The 18,876-nt window shown below is 44.1% G+C and carries 20 protein-coding genes and 1 pseudogene; 7 read left to right on the top strand and 14 right to left on the bottom strand.

The features are described 5' to 3' along the window. Positions 1-478 precede the first annotated feature (478 nt). A pseudogene (locus MMG03_RS15145) lies at positions 479-793 on the top strand (class I tRNA ligase family protein); the annotation flags it as partial. Between the two features lie 393 nt (positions 794-1,186). Further along, positions 1,187-1,798 carry a hypothetical protein gene (locus tag MMG03_RS15140; RefSeq protein ID WP_143395089.1) on the top strand — a complete coding sequence of 204 codons (612 nt, stop codon included), beginning with the start codon at positions 1,187-1,189 and terminating at the stop codon, positions 1,796-1,798. Between the two features lie 29 nt (positions 1,799-1,827). Here the strand turns inward: MMG03_RS15140 and MMG03_RS15135 are convergent, their stop codons facing one another. The 4 genes from MMG03_RS15135 to MMG03_RS15120 all read right to left on the bottom strand — a co-directional run bounded on the left by MMG03_RS15135 (position 1,828) and on the right by MMG03_RS15120 (position 5,038). Then, positions 1,828-3,027 carry a type II toxin-antitoxin system HipA family toxin gene (locus MMG03_RS15135; RefSeq protein WP_212668356.1) on the bottom strand — a complete coding sequence of 400 codons (1,200 nt, stop codon included), beginning with the start codon at positions 3,025-3,027 and terminating at the stop codon, positions 1,828-1,830. Positions 3,028-3,098: 71 nt separating this feature from the next. After that, on the bottom strand, positions 3,099-3,401 hold the full coding sequence (locus MMG03_RS15130; protein ID WP_073157900.1) for a helix-turn-helix domain-containing protein: 303 nt from the start codon (positions 3,399-3,401) through the stop codon (positions 3,099-3,101). A gap of 142 nt (positions 3,402-3,543) precedes the next feature. Further along, positions 3,544-4,440: a nucleotidyl transferase AbiEii/AbiGii toxin family protein gene (locus MMG03_RS15125; RefSeq protein WP_073283571.1), complete on the bottom strand. Its 897-nt coding sequence runs from the start codon at positions 4,438-4,440 to the stop codon at positions 3,544-3,546. Then, entirely contained in the window at positions 4,433-5,038 is a 606-nt protein-coding gene (locus MMG03_RS15120) for a type IV toxin-antitoxin system AbiEi family antitoxin domain-containing protein (RefSeq protein WP_073283568.1), read from the bottom strand. The genes MMG03_RS15125 and MMG03_RS15120 overlap by 8 nt, the downstream gene beginning before the upstream one ends. Positions 5,039-5,260: 222 nt before the next feature. Here MMG03_RS15120 and MMG03_RS15115 point away from each other — a divergent pair, with 222 nt between their 5' ends. Further along, positions 5,261-7,627 carry a TOTE conflict system archaeo-eukaryotic primase domain-containing protein gene (locus MMG03_RS15115; RefSeq protein WP_249506653.1) on the top strand — a complete coding sequence of 789 codons (2,367 nt, stop codon included), beginning with the start codon at positions 5,261-5,263 and terminating at the stop codon, positions 7,625-7,627. Here the strand turns inward: MMG03_RS15115 and MMG03_RS15110 are convergent, their stop codons facing one another. The 5 genes from MMG03_RS15110 to MMG03_RS15090 all read right to left on the bottom strand — a co-directional run bounded on the left by MMG03_RS15110 (position 7,628) and on the right by MMG03_RS15090 (position 10,056). Further along, entirely contained in the window at positions 7,628-8,095 is a 468-nt protein-coding gene (locus tag MMG03_RS15110; RefSeq protein WP_139260265.1) for a hypothetical protein, read from the bottom strand. After that, positions 8,079-8,684, bottom strand: coding sequence for a mobile mystery protein B (locus tag MMG03_RS15105; RefSeq protein WP_249506652.1), 606 nt, complete (start codon positions 8,682-8,684; stop codon positions 8,079-8,081). Before MMG03_RS15105 ends, MMG03_RS15110 begins: the two co-directional genes overlap by 17 nt. Beyond that, entirely contained in the window at positions 8,684-9,127 is a 444-nt protein-coding gene (locus MMG03_RS15100) for a mobile mystery protein A (RefSeq protein ID WP_073157883.1), read from the bottom strand. Before MMG03_RS15100 ends, MMG03_RS15105 begins: the two co-directional genes overlap by 1 nt. A gap of 270 nt (positions 9,128-9,397) precedes the next feature. Next, a complete protein-coding gene (locus MMG03_RS15095) occupies positions 9,398-9,802 on the bottom strand; it encodes a putative toxin-antitoxin system toxin component, PIN family (RefSeq protein WP_139258244.1) in 405 nt (134 codons plus the stop codon). An 11-nt stretch (positions 9,803-9,813) separates the two neighbouring features. Beyond that, positions 9,814-10,056, bottom strand: coding sequence for an AbrB/MazE/SpoVT family DNA-binding domain-containing protein (locus MMG03_RS15090; RefSeq protein WP_073157877.1), 243 nt, complete (start codon positions 10,054-10,056; stop codon positions 9,814-9,816). Positions 10,057-10,109: 53 nt separating this feature from the next. Here MMG03_RS15090 and MMG03_RS15085 point away from each other — a divergent pair, with 53 nt between their 5' ends. After that, the gene (locus tag MMG03_RS15085; RefSeq protein WP_249506651.1) at positions 10,110-11,087 is read left to right on the top strand and encodes a hypothetical protein; all 978 of its coding nucleotides are present in this window, start codon (positions 10,110-10,112) and stop codon (positions 11,085-11,087) included. Between the two features lie 27 nt (positions 11,088-11,114). Then, on the top strand, positions 11,115-12,146 hold the full coding sequence (locus tag MMG03_RS15080; RefSeq protein ID WP_249506650.1) for an alcohol dehydrogenase: 1,032 nt from the start codon (positions 11,115-11,117) through the stop codon (positions 12,144-12,146). Between the two features lie 5 nt (positions 12,147-12,151). Here the strand turns inward: MMG03_RS15080 and MMG03_RS15075 are convergent, their stop codons facing one another. After that, complete coding sequence (locus tag MMG03_RS15075) at positions 12,152-13,126, bottom strand: SEC-C metal-binding domain-containing protein (protein ID WP_249506649.1); 975 nt, start codon at positions 13,124-13,126, stop codon at positions 12,152-12,154. 349 nt (positions 13,127-13,475) lie between these two features. On the opposite strand from MMG03_RS15075, the gene MMG03_RS15070 reads away from it, so the two are divergent. Further along, positions 13,476-15,044, top strand: coding sequence for a GGDEF domain-containing protein (locus MMG03_RS15070; protein WP_249506648.1), 1,569 nt, complete (start codon positions 13,476-13,478; stop codon positions 15,042-15,044). A gap of 8 nt (positions 15,045-15,052) precedes the next feature. On the opposite strand, the gene MMG03_RS15065 is transcribed toward MMG03_RS15070, so the two are convergent. The 4 genes from MMG03_RS15065 to MMG03_RS15050 all read right to left on the bottom strand — a co-directional run bounded on the left by MMG03_RS15065 (position 15,053) and on the right by MMG03_RS15050 (position 18,522). Continuing rightward, the gene (locus MMG03_RS15065) at positions 15,053-15,871 is read right to left on the bottom strand and encodes a hypothetical protein (RefSeq protein WP_249506647.1); all 819 of its coding nucleotides are present in this window, start codon (positions 15,869-15,871) and stop codon (positions 15,053-15,055) included. Then, positions 15,871-16,467, bottom strand: a complete 597-nt coding sequence (locus MMG03_RS15060) for a hypothetical protein (RefSeq protein WP_139258242.1) — start codon at positions 16,465-16,467, stop codon at positions 15,871-15,873. The genes MMG03_RS15065 and MMG03_RS15060 overlap by 1 nt, the downstream gene beginning before the upstream one ends. 119 nt (positions 16,468-16,586) lie before the next feature. Continuing rightward, a complete protein-coding gene (locus tag MMG03_RS15055) occupies positions 16,587-17,897 on the bottom strand; it encodes a nucleobase:cation symporter-2 family protein (RefSeq protein WP_073157859.1) in 1,311 nt (436 codons plus the stop codon). Positions 17,898-17,901: 4 nt separating this feature from the next. Then, positions 17,902-18,522, bottom strand: coding sequence for a xanthine phosphoribosyltransferase (locus tag MMG03_RS15050; RefSeq protein WP_249506646.1), 621 nt, complete (start codon positions 18,520-18,522; stop codon positions 17,902-17,904). A 106-nt stretch (positions 18,523-18,628) separates the two neighbouring features. On the opposite strand from MMG03_RS15050, the gene MMG03_RS15045 reads away from it, so the two are divergent. Beyond that, positions 18,629-18,876 (top strand): transposase family protein (locus MMG03_RS15045; RefSeq protein ID WP_249505554.1); only part of this gene is annotated, 248 nt, incomplete at its 3' end.

The following is an 18,876-nucleotide window of genomic DNA, read 5'->3' as shown; positions in this document are numbered from 1 at the left end:
GCCATCAGCCAGCTGATGATCTTCAACAACGAAATGATGAAGATGGACAAGCGCTACCGCGAACCTTGCGAAACCTTGCAGAAACTCTTTCGGCTCGGCAATGGTGAATATACCGGAGCAAAGTACACCGTGAAACCGGAGTAATGGAAACCGGCGTACCGGTCAAACGGAAACCGCGTCCCTGAAAATGCAGTTGACTCACATTTTGTGATTTGCTTTTGGCTGGATAAGACCTGCATCTCGCATTCGCATATACATGCCGCCTTTGGATATGCTTGTTTGCGAATGGCTCGCGCGAACAAGATTAAGAATCCCGCGCGGTCCCAACATTCTGAATTGAGCAAAAAATAGAACTATCAAAATGGTTTCCTTGAAATCGGTATTGCAGTTTCCTCCATTCCGGACTAGCGGTTTTTTCTGGCCGGAATATTCAGCAATGGGCCCGCGAGCGGCCCCGCTGCACTCGCCTTGCAGAGTTTTCGTAAAGCTCCTGCAGCCCTTTGCACCCCACATCGCCGAAGAAATGTGGAGCATCCTGGGTCACGAAGGATCCCTCACAAATGTTGCATGGCCTGAAGCCGACGCAAGCAAGGCTGTGGAAAACACCGTCGAAGTCGTGTTCCAGGTGAACGGCAAGCTTCGCGCTAAGGCAAACGTCGCTAAGGACATGGACAAGGCTGCCTTGGAAGCCCTCGCCATGGCTAACGAACGTGTTCAAGAGTTTACCAACGGCAAGACTGTTGTTAAGGTCATTGCCGTGCCGGGTAAGCTGGTGAATATCGTTGTGAAGTGAAGGTTCGGTTGAGGTGGGGGAGGAATCCCAGCGACGCAAAGCTCAAAGGATCGCTTTGCTCTGCACGCCTTTCGGTGCCTCGCTTCAGCCCTCCCGCCCTTACAATCAAGCCCGCTTCGGCGGGCTTTTTCTATGCCCCCGCCCAGGGGCTTCCGCTACCCCCTCGCCTAGGGGCTTTGCCCCTAAAACCCCGAAACACCCTGCATTATTGCCGATAGATTCCTGATTATGATTGAGTCGCGAATTACGATAGAAATGAGTTGATATGCCCTTAGTTTTCTCTTGGACGTGCTGAATAGCTTTTTGTTTTATCTGTAATATTTTAATGTTTTATAGGTTATATTACAAATTATAGAGAATCTTTCTGCAGGTGAAAATGCCAAAGGGTTGAATATGAATTTTTCAAGTAAAATGGAAGAATTGAGTGTGGAAACACTTCTTGAAAAATCAGAATCTTTAAAAAAACGTCCAGAAGATGAACAGCAACTTACTTCGTACGATGATATGCTGGAATTTACTGCACGAAATAAAAAGAACTTGAATAGAGTAACTTTAGTTGGTCTTGCTCATATGGTGTATGGCTGGATGCCAACAATGATCCGTCATACATCGTTTAAAGATGATGCTAAGGATTGGAATGAATGCGTAAAAAGAGGCTGCTTAGAAGAAGCGTTTGTTGAGCGAGTAAGTAGATTAACCAATAATTCTGTTGTGGGTGCTAGCAAACTTCTTCACTTTTTAAATCCTCAAAAATACCCTATATTTGATTCAAAGGTGTACAACTCTATAGTAGGTGATAAAGATTCTGGCAAGGATATATCGAAAAAAATTAAGGATTATATTTGCTACGCCAAAAAAATTCGAGATTTAGTGAATGATTCAAGGGAAAAATCAAAAATCGAAAAAATAAAGAATAATCTAATTGAAAAAGGTTGTCTTCAAAAAGGAAGTGACCCATCTCCAATTCGTGTATTGGAATTGGTTCTTTATGCTTCAGGAGATTGATTTTCAAATATTGTAATAAGAAAATGGGCTCAAACACCATCTTTTGTTCTAAAGGCCGTTGCGATAAATTCTTGCTCGCTTCGCGAAATGCCTATGTCTGTTGCGACCTTTTGCCACTTTGAAACAACGTCGTTTGTTTTTTTGATAATCCTGTTTGCATCGCTTGGCGCGATGCCGAAATAGGGCGCAACTTCTCTTGCCAAATTGTAATCTAGATTTGCTTCGCTTTCGTTAATGTTCAACGAAAGTTCTGTTCCATATTCGTCGGGTGTCAAGTCATAAGCTGGTGACAGTGTCCAGCCTTTGGGCGTTAAGAGGAAACCGTGGTTTCTCAGGTGGTCGTCACAATTGGAAATGGCAATGTTGAAAATAATTCGTTTGAAAAGCTGCTCTAAGTTGCCTTGCACATTTACGCAATGTTCAGAAATCCACTCTACCAATTCAAGGTAGCTGGCTCCGGTTCCTCCATTAGCTCCATCGTTATAATCCAAATGCGTCATTGCCGATGTAAAATGCTTGCGGACGTTATTTTCTGTTCGGTCAAATCTTTTTGTTAAAAAAGTGTGATATTTGGAACCGAGTTTAATGCATTTAAAGTCGCTGATTTCTACACCGCATTTTTTTGCAAGAGTCATGCAGACAGTTTCCCAAGCTCCGACATCTTTTCGATCTTTTTTACTTGGGAACTTGGCTATCCATAGATGACCATGTTCATCGACAACATTTGCTTTTGGTCGCGCTCCTCCGAGAGAACTTCCTGGACGTAATAGCATTTTTAACCAACGGTCATCAATGGAATTTTCATCCTGTTCCAATTTTAGGCTGGCTGCCTCTAATTTTCGAAGGGATTCCCAAGGTGGTGTCGCTAGTTCTTTGTCGTTGTCGATGAAATCACCGTCAAGACTCTGTTTGAATCGCAGGGCTCCCATGCGGCTCTCATCAAAAACTCCCAGTAGATAATCTAATTCAGTCCTGGGAATTACGGGGCGTCCTTCCTTTCTAGCCAAAATAGTTTCCCTGCGGTCAATGAGTTGTCGCCCCCAACGGTCGGGAGTGGAATCTAAGAAAACGCCAAAGTTATCCTTGTCAGTAGGTGCGTATTGTTTTCCCCGAAATAGGCTTAGGTTAGGATCAAAAATTTGAAAAATGGGATTGTTTAACCAGAACTTGTCAAATTCAAAGGAGAAGATGCTTTTGCCTCGTTGCAAGGTTTCTTGCAGAATGCCCATGAGAACAGGCTCGAGGACCTGCTCGTTATGGAAGAATACGTATACGGACCGATTATTCATTTTGCGAGACCTTATTTCTTGCTGGCGCGTTCTCTTACGTTTAGTTTTGCGTCTTGGAGTTTTCTGCCGAGTTCGTCATCTTTTGCTACAAGGAGTATATCACTTGCAAGTCCCAACGCAATCAGTACCCTAAAATAATGGCCCATGGAGACGCCTTCATCACCGCTTTCGATTTTTATCAAGGTGCCACGAGAAATGTCTGCCCGTTCGGCGATTTGTTCTGCCGAGAGGTCGCGGCGAAGTCTGGCTAGTTTTATCTGCTTGCCAAGGTTATTTAAAATTCTTTTCTGCGATGGTAATAATGCTCTTTTCATAATGTTTTACATAATATACAAAAATTGCTTAAAATGTTCAATATATTGAACATTATGAATGGCGTTTAGGGACTTGTCTATGAACTTGACCATTTAGATGAAAATGTTCCTGTACTGGTAAGAATGCGTCAAAAGCGTCCTTTTATACCCATTTTTGTTCGTCACTTTTCCATTCTAGTAAAAAGTCTTTATTGTTGAAGCATGCTTGTATTGGCAATTCAAGAAATTTCTGCAAAGATGCGATAACATCTTGGAATGGAATTTCGGACAATTTTGCTTTTTTCAGAAAAGCTTTCCACTTGGTTCCCATAGATTGATCGTTGTGAAATTGAAGGACTTTCTGAAAACGATTCATATCGTAATTACGTTGTCGATTTTCGAAGGTCCTCGCGATGGCGGTTTTCAATGTTGCACCATCAAAATCAAAATTTTGAAGAATGAAGTGAATGTCAAAATAGTCTTTCATTCGGCTGGAAAGTTCCATTCGATCAAGGATTGCGTCAATTTTTTCCGCGATGATTGTTTCTACGGGGTAAACTCTTACTTGAGGGCATGAAAACCCTTCGACTTGAACAGGAAAGGTTGCTGTTTTTGGTTTTGGAATGATTGTGTCTCCAAATCCAAAATCAATGTTTATCCCTGTACGGGTGTTTTTGATTTTCACGATGAGAAATGCAGAAACCCCAGTGTATTTCTTTTCTTTGGCAATCTCTTTTAGATTTGCCAATTCGAAAGTTACAAAGTCATTTTCTGATTCCGTATTTATTATCTCGTGAATGATTTCGCGCATTTTTTCTGGAGAATTTGAGAGGTTCTCAACGAGAAAATCTGCGTCTCGGGTTGTTCTGCTTCCAAAATTTGAAAGCGCGTAAATGAGCAGGCCGCCTTTCAAAATAAATGTATCTTTGTATTTTGAAAGGTTGATTCTGCGGATGAATTCTTCCTGGCAAAATAGCTGAAGGCTTTGCATGCTGTTCCAGCCCATTTCCTTGGATTTATTTCGTATTTTGGCAAGTACCGATGCTGCGCGATCAGCCATTGAACAGAACCTCCATAATTTCTCTAACTTTCTTTTGTACTCGCATTTTCCGGGCGTAATCCAGAAGTTTCATTAGATTCTTCTGAGGGTCGCTTGCGTAAGCGTTCAAGGCTTTGTTGAATAGCTCGCTGTCTATTTTGTTGCGGTACTTGAAGCAGTCGCAGACGCATCGTTCTCGGTCGTAAATTTTTAGTTCGAACCCGTTGAAGTTTTCCGTGCTTAGCCCAAGGTCGAAAAGTTCTTCTTGCACATAACGCGTTTTTAGAAAAAGGCCGTCAATTTTAAGTCTGGAACGTGAAAATGACCTAGGCACGGAAATTGTCCAATCCGTGGGGGCGTGATCGCTATAGCCGTAATAGTAGAGTGCCGATTCCATGCAGATGACTACATCGGGCAAGAGTTCTGCAAGCAGTCGTTCTTCTGCTATTTCGTTCGTCGGAACGGCACTGTACACGCCTTTGCGAACTCTGTAAAGTTTTCCGCTAGTGCAGAATCTAGACAGCTCGTCATTGTGGATTCCGTTTTCGTTGAAGTCGGATGTTCTGACAATGCCGTCGTATGAGGCTACAATATCGTGTGCTACCATGATTTTGGACATGGTCTAAATATACAATATTTAATACACAAATGCAAATGTTTGTGTATTGTTTATTGTGTGTAAAAATCTACGGCATATTTATAAATGTGCCGTAGAAATTTGTATGTTTTTTGTTTAAATTGAAGAATTGTGGGTCTTTTTCTTGCTTTTTTTATGAGAAAAAGACCTTGCTTGGCAATAACCCGAAATTTTAAACCATCGGTAAAAATTTAAATTTTACCGATGCATGTGTTGACCGAAACTCTTTCCGATCTTGAAGCTGAAAAATCAGCTTTGCTAAAACGCTTGCAGGAGATTGATGAGCGGATAGCCTTGCTAAAACGCTCCGCTGCTGTTATTGATAAATTTTCTCCTGCCTCGGAAAAGGTGAAGTTGTATCAGTCGCTTTTTCAAGGGCGTCCAGATGTCTATGCAAGGCGTTTTGAAAGTGCCAAAACGGGAAAGTCGGGCTATCAGCCGGTCTGTAAGAATGAGTGGGTGCCGGGAGTTTGCAACAAGCCAAAGGTAAAATGCGGAGATTGTTCAAGTCGATGTTTTTTGCCGATGACGGCATCGGTAATCGAAAATCACTTGAGAGGTGAGGAACCTTGCTGGAATGGTTCGCGCCCTTTTGTTGTTGGAATATATCCTCTTTTAGAAGATGACACCTGTAAATTCCTTGCAGTGGATTTTGATGATGGCGATTGGCTGGATGACGCATCTGCGTTTATGTCGGCCTGTAAGGCTGAAAATATTTTTGCTTCGTTAGAACGTTCCCGCTCTGGTTGCGGTGGGCATGTATGGATTTTCTTTGACGAATGCATTCCTGCGAAACTTGCTCGAGAGCTAGGTTCTGCTCTGATGACGAAGGCCCTTGATTTGCGTCCGCAAATTGGAATGAATTCTTTTGATAGATTTTTCCCGAATCAGGATTTTATGCCAAAGGGTGGCTTAGGAAATCTGATTGCTTTGCCGTTACAAAAAAAGGCTCGTGAGAAAAATCATTCGTCGTTTATAAATCCTGATACCGGTGATGTTTATGAGGACCAATGGGCGTACCTTTCTTCAATACAGAAAATAGGCAAGAGTTTTGTTGAAGATTATGTTTTTAAGGCCAAGTCCCATCGTGAAATTTTGCCTGTTTCAGATGCTTCTGTTGACGATGAACCATGGAAAAGTAGTCCGAGTTATCCTGAAATAAAGGCTGTATTACCGCAAAAAATAAACATCACTATCAGCAATCAAATTTTTATTGAATCTGCGGGGTTGCCTGCCTTATTCCGAAATAGAATTTTGAGGTTGGCATCATTTCAGAACCCGGAATTTTATCAGGCGCAGGCCTTGAGATTGCCGGTGTGGGGAAAACCAAGGATTCTTTATTGTTATGATTTTTACCCGAAGCATATCGCGATTCCTGTTGGTTGCTTTGACAAGTTGATTAATTTGCTGCAGCATTATAATATCGAACCTGTTGTTAATGATGAACGAAATTGCGGGCTGCCGATGGATGTTTCTTTTGAGGGAAATCTTTATCCTGAACAGTTGCTTGCTGCAGAAGCTTTGTTGAAACATGAAAATGGAATTTTGTCCGCGACAACAGCCTTTGGTAAGACAGTTGTTGCCCTGTGGCTTATTGCGAAACGAAAAGTCAATACATTGATTCTTGTGCATCGTACACAACTTATGGATCAATGGGTGGAGCGAATTTGCGCATTTCTAAATGTTCCCAAAAAAGAAGTTGGACAATTTAGCGGAACTAAGAAGAAGCATTTCGGTAAAATTGATGTGGCTCTGATTTCTAGCGTTTATCGTGATGGAAAAACTGTAGAATGGCTTAATGAATATGGGCAGGTTATTGTAGATGAGTGCCATCATATTTCGGCGTTTTCTTTTGAGCAGGCGGTTCGCCAAAGCGATGCTCTTTATAAGGTGGGGCTGTCGGCGACCTTGTCTCGTAAGGATGGGCAACACCCGATTGTGATGATGAATTTGGGACAGGTACGCTATTCTGTTAGCGCCAAGAAACAGGCGACGGAACGAGATTTTTCTCATTCTGTAATTGTGCGAAATACAGATTTCCGTCTCCAGAATGATGCCGCTAAATTGCAAATACAGGAAGTCTTTAACGAACTTTGGCAAGACGAAAAACGAAATGAGCTGGTTGCTGGTGAAATTTTACAGGCTTATAAGGAGCGTCGTCAAATTCTTGTGCTGTCTGAAAGGACGGAGCACCTGGACTGGTTTTACGAACGTTTGCATGCAGATGTTGAACACCTTTTTCTTTTGAAAGGTGGTATGGGAAAGAAACAGCTAAAACGCATTATGGAAGAAATCAATGATGCGAAGATTGATTCGAATATCGTAATTCTTGCAACCGGCCGTTACATTGGCGAGGGCTTTGACCTCAAGGAACTGGATGCTTTATTCTTGCCTTTTCCTATTTCGTGGAAGGGAACGCTGGCGCAGTATGTGGGAAGATTGCATCGCGAATCTGTTGGAAAAACAGAAGTTCGCGTATATGACTATGTTGACGGGGATGTTCCTGTTTTGGCAAGAATGCATCAAAAGCGTGTTAAGGGATACGAGGCTCTTGGATATCACCTGTCGTGATTACTTTAGCGAAATCCTGTCGCGGTTCTGCCTTGTTTCGAAGTTGTAGTTCTTTTCGAGAAATTCCCTAGGCTGGTTGAAAAGTTCCGTAGCCTTTTTCAACGTAATGCCAGAAAAGATGAACCTGCATGCATCCTTGATGGATATGTTGTTCTGCTCGCACATTTTGAAAAATTCGTCGGCATTGTTGCACTTGATGTTCCTTGCGCCGGGAGCAAACTGAAATGTGTCGGCTACATCGTCGGAACAATCTTTCAGTGCAGAATAGAGCAGGGGCTCAATATCTTCGACAAAGCCCTTGCATGCCTTTAAGAAAGCAAAAAGTTGTGCCACATATTTTTGATTTTCCTTAACGCTTGTGACGTCTCCATTTTGGAAAAATAAGGCTAGTGTATTCAGTCCGGCAAGAACGTCTCCTTCGGGAACGAATTCTCGCCAGTCCATAAGTTGATCAATTGGATTTTTCATAGTTTCCTTTGACAAATTCTATCAGTTTTGTGAAATCGCCACGGTCTGCATCATGAAGCGATTCTATGTACTTGTTACGCAAATCGGTTATATCAGTTAAATTGCCGTTTCCCCAATGCAACCTGTTTTCTCCATGCTGTTGCATAAACATGTCTGCCATCAGTCGGGAGACTCGTCCATTGCCATTGGGAAACGGATGTATTAAAACAAGTCTGTGGTGTAATCGAACCGCGATTTCCAAATTCGAGAAAGTTTGATTTTCTACCCAGAAAGAAACGTCGTCGAACAGAGCCTTTAATTTTGTTGGGATATGATATGGAGCCACACCAATATTTCTTTCTGTAGAACGGTATTCTCCAGCCCATTTCCAAACTTGACCGAACATTTTCTTATGCAACTTTCGCAAAAACGAATCATTTAAAACATCAATCCTTTTTTGATTGGTCAACCAAGTTTCTGCTTCCAGAATATTTCTTGTTTCTAGCTCGTTCAGTTCTTTACGAGTAGTAATCCACCTGGGTTTGAGACCTTCGCGTTCTTCTGGCGACAGAGGTGTGGAGTTGTCATCAGTCGAAAAAATATCTGCCATCAATCGTCCCAAATTTGCTTGATATTTTTATTGATCATGTCATTTGTCAAATCTTCTAGAATGTGCGGGTCTTTAGCAAGCTGATCTTCGAGAGCCATGTTCGAGTTGACAATTGATAACGTTTTGGCAGCTTTCTGTTGGGCCTGGTTTTGAATCATTTTATCTAAGGGTTCTTTTGGAACAAAACCATAAACGAAATCGCAGCCCAATCCACTTGCGATTTTTTTCATTGTGGAAATTTTGAGATTGTCCTCGTTCTGCTCCATTTTTGCAATACGAGGTTGACTAACACCAAGCCTATTTGCGAGCTGCAACGCAGTCATCCCAAGAGCCTGGCGGATGGACGAAATCCAGCCCTGCTTTGGCGGAACATGATCCACGACATTAGCAAAGCCCTCTATTTTGGTTGTGAGCGAGCGAAGGAGCAATATTCTTTGATTCATTATATAACTTTTAAGTTTTATTTTTCTGTATAAAAATAACAAAAAGATTATACAAACGCAATAAGAACATAACACTTGTGTTATATATTCATGAAATCCATTGATATTGTAAGGAATGCTGATAAAGTTCAAGAATCCATCTCCTTCCCTGCGGACATGCGAAAACGGCAGGGCATAAACCAAAGTTTGTCAAATGCACTTTTGTGCACTATAAAAATATAGTTTAGAAAATTTTGGATGTCAAGGGGCAATAAACGAAAAGATTCCGGCTCAGTCCTCACTTTGCTTCGCAACGTACTTTTCTATGTACGCCGCCGGCGTCAGGATTTCTGGTCTAGCAAGATTCAGGTCCATAAAATCCTTGTCGCCTGTGACAAGGACATCAATATTCCCAGTAAACGCGCTCAGAAGCACCGGATAGTCATTTGGATCTCGGATTGGTACCACTTGTTTGAATTTTTCCGGGATGATTACAAATTCGAAAGATATAGCCGAGATGAATCTTTCTAAAGCTTCCGTCTTTGTCGAAAACTTTTTCTTGACGACTTTACGCAATTCATCAAGCAGAAAATTTGAAATCACAAGTTCATGAAAAGAGAAAACATTTTCAAGAAGCAAGTCAAATTTCTGCCCGGGGAATAAAAGCGCGGAAAGCAAGACGTTGGTATCGAGCATTACTCGCAATACTAATCCCGTTCATCCTTGATCATCTTTGTGACATCGTATTCGCACTTTATGTCGGCGGCCATTGCCATGCCGGAAAATTCAGACTGGGCTTGACGCAGAGCCAGCATTGATGAATTCACAAGAACAATCAGGTTGCCTTGCTCAACAAAAGCCACATGGGAGCCTTCTTGAAGGCCCAGTTTTTTGCGGATTTCGATGGGAATGGTTACTTGTCCCTTTGAAGATACTTTTGCTGTCTCCATAATTCTTTACTTTCCTTACTTTCTTTACCTAAATATAATAACATTATTCGACAATGGCAACAAAGGAAAGAAAAACGTTTAACTATATTCTCCTTGACATAGCTTGGCAGAAATGCCGGGCGTTCGGTTTTAGGGTATTTGTCCTTAATCTCGCAATCGAAATCTGGAAAATAGCAGAAAAGAAAATAATGAAGAAAATCATCCTTATTCTAATGTCCTTCGCATGGAATGTTTTTGCCTTAGATTGCCTAAACATATTCGTTCATAATGACTTTGGAGGAATGTACGCCTTTCCGGGTTATGTTTTAGACAGTACATATCGAACCTACCCAATGCAAGGTTGGGATGGCGAATCCTTTTTTACGGATTATTATTACGAAACCTCAAAATTCAAATGGAATGGCAATACGCTTTCTGAATTATGCAGGTCAAAAAGAGTTATCGAAGGCGATAAGGTTGACGAATCGAACTACACATGTGCACCATCGCCGGCTACAATTTCATACCAGCAAAAAGACGAATACTTTTCTGTTGTTGGGAATTTCCCAGATAGACCATGGCTAGACCAAAGAATATTCAGGGATTCCATCTTTATTCTCAACTACGAGTATACTGTTGATTCCATTTACAAAGTCATAAAGAATGATTCGATATTTATATACGCAAACAGGGGCCCCGATGATGATGGGGAAAGTAGAGAAGATGAAAAACTCGTTATTGTAAGGAATCCAGCAAACAGCAAGCAGTGCCTGGAATACGAATACTACTATAATGGTGGCGATTGGAAAATAGAAAACAATGTCAGCAAAACCTATACCTTGGAAGAAACCGAAAATGGGTTTGTTATCAAGGAGGCTGCAAGTGACAACGACTATACAATCGTTTATTTCGTGAAGATTGATTCAGAAAATACGACATCTATTGCACGTAACAAACGTCCATCAAATATCAGGAAATTCCAATATTTTGATTTGCTTGGACGCCCTTCTGCAAAAAGAAGAAATCGTATCACGCCTGAGATTTTTTATTAAAGTAGAGCCAAAAATAACCCTACCATTATGAAAGCCTACGTTTATAAAGAACACAAGAAGTTTGAATTGATGGAAAAGCCGAAGCCTGTACTTCAGGATTCGAAGGATGCCATTGTCCGTGTGACCATGGGGAGCATCTGCACTAGCGATCTTCACATTAAGCATGGTTCTGTGCCGCGGGCGGTGCCGGGAATTACCGTGGGCCACGAGATGGTGGGCGTTGTGGAATCCGTCGGTGCTGACGTGAAGAACGTGAAGGTGGGCGACCGTGTGACGGTGAATGTGGAAACTTTCTGCGGGGAATGCTTTTTCTGCAAGAAGGGTTTCGTGAACAACTGCACCGACAAGAACGGCGGTTGGGCTCTGGGCTGCCGCATTGATGGCGGCCAGACGGAATTTGTGCGGGTACCTTATGCAGATCAGGGGCTGAACAGGATTCCTGATTCTGTCAGCGACGAACAGGCTCTTTTTGTTGGCGATGTGCTGGCCACCGGATTCTGGGCGGCCCGCATTTCTGAAATCAAGACTGAGGATACGGTGTTGATTATTGGCGCTGGCCCTACAGGCATTTGCACGCTGCTTTGTGTGATGCTAAAGAATCCTCAAAAGATTATCGTCTGCGAAAAGGACGAAGCCCGCCGTGAATTTGTGCGCAAGCATTATCCCCAGGTGATTGTGACTACGCCGGAGGAATGTGGCACGGTGGTACAAAGGGAAAGTGCCCATGGCGGTGCCGATGTTGTGCTGGAAGTGGCCGGAACCGAAGACACTTTCCGCATGGCCTGGGAATGCGCAAGACCCAACGCCATCGTGACAGTGGTGGCCCTCTACGACAAACCTATGACGCTTCCGCTGCCTGAAATGTACGGCAAGAATCTCACGTTCAAGACCGGCGGTGTAGACGGCTGCGACTGCGCCGAAATTCTCGCCCTCATTGAGCAGGGGAAAATCGACACCACCCCGCTAATCACCCACAAGTTCCCCCTGCAGGACATTGAAGAAGCTTACCGCATTTTTGAAAATAAGCTGGACGGCGTGATTAAGGTGGCTATTGTGTAGATGCTTTAGTTCATGTTTTTGCCGCAGCACTTCTTGAATTTCAGCCCGCTGCCGCAAGGACAGGGATCATTGCGTCCGACCTTAGGACCGCTATTTTGGAAAGGAATCCCATTAGCTAATCCGAATGGATTCGCATTGCTACCTGGTCTAGGCAAGCTAAGCGGAGTGTGCCCTAGGTTTGTCCACATTCTGCAATTGTTGTTGAATTCCTGCAACGGCCTAAGCACTCTTTCAACTTCGTTTATTTGGTCAATATGCTGCAAGCAAACCAATTCAAAGGCAAGTCCTTGCCAACTGTTGATTCCTGGGGTGTTAAGGGAATGGGTCCAGAACTTGTGATTCCGTTTTGAATAACCCTTGATGAACTTGAGATGGAACAGTGTATAAAAATCTACAAGCTTAAAAATGGATCCTTTCTTCTTTCTGCCAAAAGGTGTGAAACTTTGTATAAAATCACAACGTTCCAGATTGTTCAGGTACTTGGTCAGTATCCCGCCGGTGAGGTGTATTTTTTCTGCGATAAATTCCCTGGTAACGCCCTTCTTATTTTGTGCCAACAATTCAACGATGGATATGTATTTTTCGGCATCATTGAAAAGCGTGGTGTACAGTTCCTCGAACTCATTTTGCAGTCGTGCATTTTTTTCAAAAAATAGGCTGTCTATATTTTGCGCAAGGCTCTTTTGACCGTCCAGCAAACTCAAGTAGTACGGCACTCCGCCCAGGGTAAAGGGTGAAAGATAAATCTGCTGGGTGATGCGGTTATAGAGCCCACCCTGATTGCTGAATAGCTTTTCAGCCTTCCACGATGTGGCCGAGCCGGTTGCGATGAGGTAGATGTCGTCGCGGAGGTTTGCCCAACCGTTCCAGAAGTTTTCCAGGGCGCTGATGAACTTGGACTTCGGTGTGTCTATCCAAGGCATTTCGTCGATGAAGATGACTTTCTTCTTGGTTTTACTTTTTTCCAGAAGTTTTTCCAACGCAAGGAATGCTTCACTCCAGTTGCTGAATGAAGGTATGGTTGCGCTATCTTTTCTGTCTTCCTATCATATCTTTACCAAATGTATTGTTTTTGGTAAGATTTGGTAAATCTTATGCTGTTGTGATCAAAGTGCGATTGTGTAGAGTTATTTCTTCAGCAGATTGGAGTGGCTGCCTGTACGGGTAAGCGTCAGTACAAGTGGTGCTGTTTCTGAATTAGTTTGACATCGCTTTTGAAAGAGGATGTCATAAGAAAGTGTATACATCTTGGATGAATTTTGAAAAAATATCCGAGAGGTGTGATGTAAAGTCTTTTTTGGAGTTGTTTTTTTGTTAGATTAACCCTGTATGGAAAATCATCTTTATTGGATTACTGATTTAGTTTATGTTGTTGTGCTTGCCATTATTTTAAGGCATTCGTATATCTATCGCGACGAAATTTCTCCCCTGGATCGAGCCTTTAGAAAATTGCTTGCCTGGAGTGTTTTTTTCTGTTTCCAGGATGCGGTCTGGGAACTGTCTAGTTTTGAGGCGGTAGGTATCCCCTCGTTGTTCTTTGTGACATCGACGGTGTTTCATGTATGCACAATCGTATCGGCTTATTTCTGGTTAGACTTCTTGCTGACCTTCCTGCGAAAAGGGTTTCAACATCAGAAGGCTTTTCGTGTTTTTGGCGTTGTGATCGTTTCTTTGCAATTGGTCCTTGTTGTTCGCAATTTCTTTTACCCGACCATATTCTCTATATCAGAAGATAACGCCTATGTCGCCGAAAGCCTGCGCTGGGTGGCCATGCTGGCCCCGCACTTGATTATTGTGGTGGCCGGTCTTGTGATGGCCTACTTCTGTATCAAGAATAGTCGCAAGGATGATGGCCGACAATTCCCTGTTCTGATGTTCGTCATCATGCCGTTTATTTTTGGAATTCTCCAGTTGCAATTCTCGGGCTGTCCGTTCAACTCGATGAGCTATTTCATTGGTTGTTGCATCGTCCATATTTTTATTGCTGCCCGTGAACACAACGAACGTATGACGGTGGAGGCGAATACCGATGGCCTTACCAAGGTGTTTAACCGCCACGCCATGGAAGAAGACGCTAAACGTTATAGGAATGAGCCGTTGGAAGATTCTGCTATTGTATATTCCATAGACATTAACGGGCTCAAACAGGTAAATGATAGCCTGGGCCAGGAAGCCGGTAATGAATTGGTGTTGGCTGCTGCGGCCTGTATTTCCAGGGCATTCGGTTCCAAAGGAAAGGTTTACCGATATGGTGGTGAAGAGTTCATGGTCTTGGCTCGTTTTGATGGCGATGGAACCTTCTTTAAAACGAGACTTTTAAATGAAGTCTCTCGCTGGCAAGGTCAAAAGGTGAAGGAACTTGCGCTGTCCATTGGCTTTGCCGAAAAGCGGAATTTCCCCATGTCAGATGTGGTTGAGTTAAAGGCTATCGCTGACAATATGATGCGATTGGACAAGAGTAACTATTATAGGAATAAGGGTGTCGACCGTCGAAAATTGCGTGAAGCCTTCGGGGCGGTCTGTAATTCCTATACGAAGATCCTGAAGTTGAATTTGGCTACGGATACTTTTGACATTGTCCAGATGGATCCCAGCGAAAGAGACCCGCGTCGAGGCTTTTCTACGGAACATTCCAAGTGGCTTGAAAATTACGCCCGACAGGGTCGGGTGTATATAGATGATGTGAAAAACTTTTTGCAACAGACCGATCTTGAAAATCTGCGCAAGCATTTTGTGAATGGGCGGAAATCCTTCTCGTTTGTCTATCGAAAGAATACCAAGCTAGGTGTAGAAACAGCCTTGATGGAACTCTTGAGAGCGTCCGATTACACCGATGAATCCCCTAACGTTTTTCTGTATGTTAAGAGCATGAACACATCGGTGAAGAAATCGGACTAGGAACTTGCTTAAATCTTGCAATCCTTGATTGCAGTAAGGGAGCCTGCGGCGTATGCCTTTTTGATGCAGTCGGCGATGGATTCGGCTGCATCAATTACTTCCTGGGAAATGATAGTGCCGTCTGATGTATCGGAAGGCTGGGAATTTGCCTTGATGATTGAATCTGTAACGGCTTTTGCAACGGAGTCTGCGATGGCGGCTTGAATGGAGTCAGCCCTTGCAGCATCTTCGATACGTTTGTCCTTGATTTCCTGATACATCTTCTTGCTGATGCGGTCGATATTGGTCCCGTTCTTGGCAACTATTCTGATTATGCCTTCTCTGGCGGCGTAGTAGAATTTGCCTACGTTACAGGAATCACCCTTTTTTGGGGGCGTTTCAAGGATAAGGACATTTTTGTAGTACGTGTCGTTAATCGAGACAGAATCCTTGTATTCACCTTTGAAAAACGGATTGTCCTGGTCGTTTTCGTCTGTCGGGCGAGAGCTGACAAAAGCGTTGACTTCTCCGCAAGTGACAAAAATGGATCCTCCGTAAGTTGTTGCGTCTATTCTTAGTCCGAGTTCAATCGGCATGGTGCTTGCGACTCCCTCGTATTTCAATGAAGGAATGTCGTCTTCGGTAAAAGAAATAGAGTGCCTTATTTCATCTGTAAAACCACGGGAGTCCTTGAAGTAAATGGAACTATCCTTGGTAAAATGTTTATGACCATCGACGTATGGGATTAATGTGTCGGAGAAATATAGATGGTCGTTGGTTGAAGACGAAGAATCCGGGCAGCCGGTAAAATACAGTGCACTCAAGGCAAGGATGAGAAATCTTTTCATTAGTATCCCTCCCTTTCGTTCAAGGTGATGGAACTTTCGTCTTCTAGGTCGATTCTTATGATTCCCGATTTCTGATTGTAGTAAACCATGGCTCCACTATTGAGGGAACTAAGGTCCTTGACCACGGCTACGTCGTGATAGGTATTCTTGTTGACTTTCAGCGATTCAATCAAAGTGTCTAGATTGTTAGATGTAGACGGATCGTCTAGATAGAATTCGTGCTTGCCTATGGTAGCCTTGATCGTTCTGATAGAAGTGCTTGAGGAGTCGACGGAACTGGCATTCAGCTTGATTGATAAGATGGGGTAGTCGGATTCCAGCCAAACATCTCGAAAGACCTGGCAAGACATGCTGTCTGCGTCGTTAAGCGCCTTTGTGACGGTGAGAAAGATGTCTTGTCCGTCGGAATGCTTGAATGGAATTTTTTCGTTCAGTTTGTACTTACCGAAATTTTTCTGATAGTCATTCAGTGAAGAAACGCGACTGCAGGATCTGTATGAGCCTGTGGTTGTGCTGGTGTCGTCGGCACATGCGATGAAACATGCCGAAGAAAGGGCTATAATAGCGAGATGTGTTCCTAACCTTGTATTTTTCATGAAAATAAATATAGACAAAAAGAACGGCTTTCTGAAAGTCGTTCTCTTTTTTTTGCAAATGATGATTTAGGTCACGAACTATCGTACCTGATTGTAAACAATAGTTTAGAATTGGAACCTTATGCTGTTTTTGTTTTGTCCTTGGGCAGAACAAGATTTAGAATTACCGCTAACACAAAAACCACAGCCACACAATTCTCTGCAAAGATGGTCTGGATAATTTGGGGGAATTCCTTGAACATGCCGGTTGCCTGGGTGAAGCCTAGGCCTACGCTAAGGGAGAGGCTGGTAATGATCATGTTACGCTGGCTAAAACCGCTCTTGGACATCATGCCGAATCCTGCAAAAAGAATGGATCCGAACATCATGATGGTGCAGCCGCCAAGCACAGCCTGGGGGATAGTTGTAAGCAACGTTCCCACCGGCGGGAAGATACCGCCCAGCAACATGATGACTGCTCCTGTAGCGATGGTGAATCGGTTCACGACGCCGGAGAGGGAAGCCAGGCCCACGTTCTGACTGAAGGAGGTGATGGGGGTACAACCGAAGATACCGGAAATTGTGCTGACAAAACCATCGCAGGAGATGGCGCCTCCCATTTCGACTTTGTGGATTTGACGCTTGAGTGCGCCGTTCACCAGGGCGCTAGAATCGCCCACAGTTTCTGTAGCAGAAACCAGGAAGATGGCCACCACAGAAAGGATGGGGCCCAAGTGGAATTCCGGAGTGAAGGGGAGTATCTTGGGAAGGGCGATGATGCTGCAGTTGGATAGTCCCGAGAAATCTACCATGCCCATGCAGAGGGCGAGAATGTAGCCAACAATAAGGCCTACCAGTACAGAAAGGGACCTGAGAAAACCCTTGGCGAACACTTGAGTGAGCAAGCAAGTGAGCAAGGTGACGCTACCGACAATCCAGTTGTGGGTGGCGCCGAAGTCTGCAGAACCCTGGCCGCCGGCGAAGGAATTTGCACCGATAGGCAAGAGAGAAAATCCGATGGCCGTCACCACGGTTGCAGCGACGATGTGGGGGATAAGTTTCAGCCAGTATTTTGCACAAAGACCAAGCAAGCCTTCGACGATACCGCCTACAATCACGGCGCCCATGAGGGTGCCCATGCCTTGGGTGGTGGCAATGCCGATGGAAACGGAAAGGAAGGTGAAGCTGATGCCCATGACGATGGGCAATCTGGAACCGATTTTCCAGATGGGGAAAAGCTGCACCAGGGTGCCGATACCTGCGATGATCATGCAGTTTTGAACGAGGGCCGCAGTCAGTCCCTTATCCAGATTTACAACCCCGGCAAGGATCATGATGGGGGTTATGTTGGCGACAAACATGGCTAGCACATGCTGCAGGCCGAATGGTAACGCCTTGAGAACTGGAACGCGACCGTCCAGCTGGTAAATGTTCTCTGATGAATTGTTCATACTGTTACCCCAGTTTCAAATTTGTATTCTGCAACGGCAGTTCCGGCTGTTCGCGGAACTTGATGGTCTGAGTTTCCCAGTCCATGGATTCGACGATGGCGATGGATTCTACGCGGTAGCCTTCGGCGCGGAGTGTTGCGCCTCCCTTCTGCTGACCCTTTTCGATGGCGATGCCGAGACCTGCCACAGTGCCGCCGGCCTGATGGACCAGGTCGATGAGGGCGTGGGCTGCGGCTCCATCTGCCAGGAAGTCGTCTACGATGAGGACTTTATCGGTTGCCTTCATGTAGGGCTTGGAAATGAACACGTTGTTCATCTTCTTGTGGGTGAAGGAGTAGGCCTGGGCAACGTACTTGTCGTCGGTGCTGTTAGCGGTCTGACTCTTCTTGGCGAAAACCACGGGTACGTCGTAAAGGTGGCCCAGCAAAGTGGCGATGGCAATACCGCTGGCTTCAATAGTCAGGATCTTGTTGATTTCCACATCGCGATAGCGACGCTGGAATTCGTAGGCCATCTGGCGCATAATGTCAACGTCAATCTGATGATTTAAAAAACTGTCAACCTTAAGGATGTTGCCTTCCTTAATGTTGCCGTCACGGAGAATTTTTTGGCTCTTCATCAACATGTGTGGGTGGCTTCGCCACCCTTTTTTGTTGACTTTCGCCTAAATTAAACAAAAAATGGGCTATTTTCTAAAATTTAATCGCCAAAAAAAACAGAAGAAAAAGCCCATGTCAAAATTATACAAATCCATCTTCAATGTCAACGGCTGTTCAGTCGTCAAGCAGGAACAAACCGATACCACGGTCACCATCACGGTAAGACTCACCAAGGGCAACGCCAGCAGGTGCGGCTGTTGCGGGCGAAAAGGGAAACTCTACGACAACGGCCGGGAACAGAGGGTATGGCGGACGCTCGATCTCGGCACGAAAATGGGCTTCATCAAGATGGACACCTACAGGGTGAAGTGCAGGAAGTG

This window comes from Fibrobacter sp. HC4 (genome assembly GCF_023373925.1).
Taxonomy (GTDB): Bacteria; Fibrobacterota; Fibrobacteria; order Fibrobacterales; family Fibrobacteraceae; genus Fibrobacter.
Note: the sequence above shows the minus strand (reverse complement) of the source record. Positions and strands in the feature narration are given on the sequence as shown.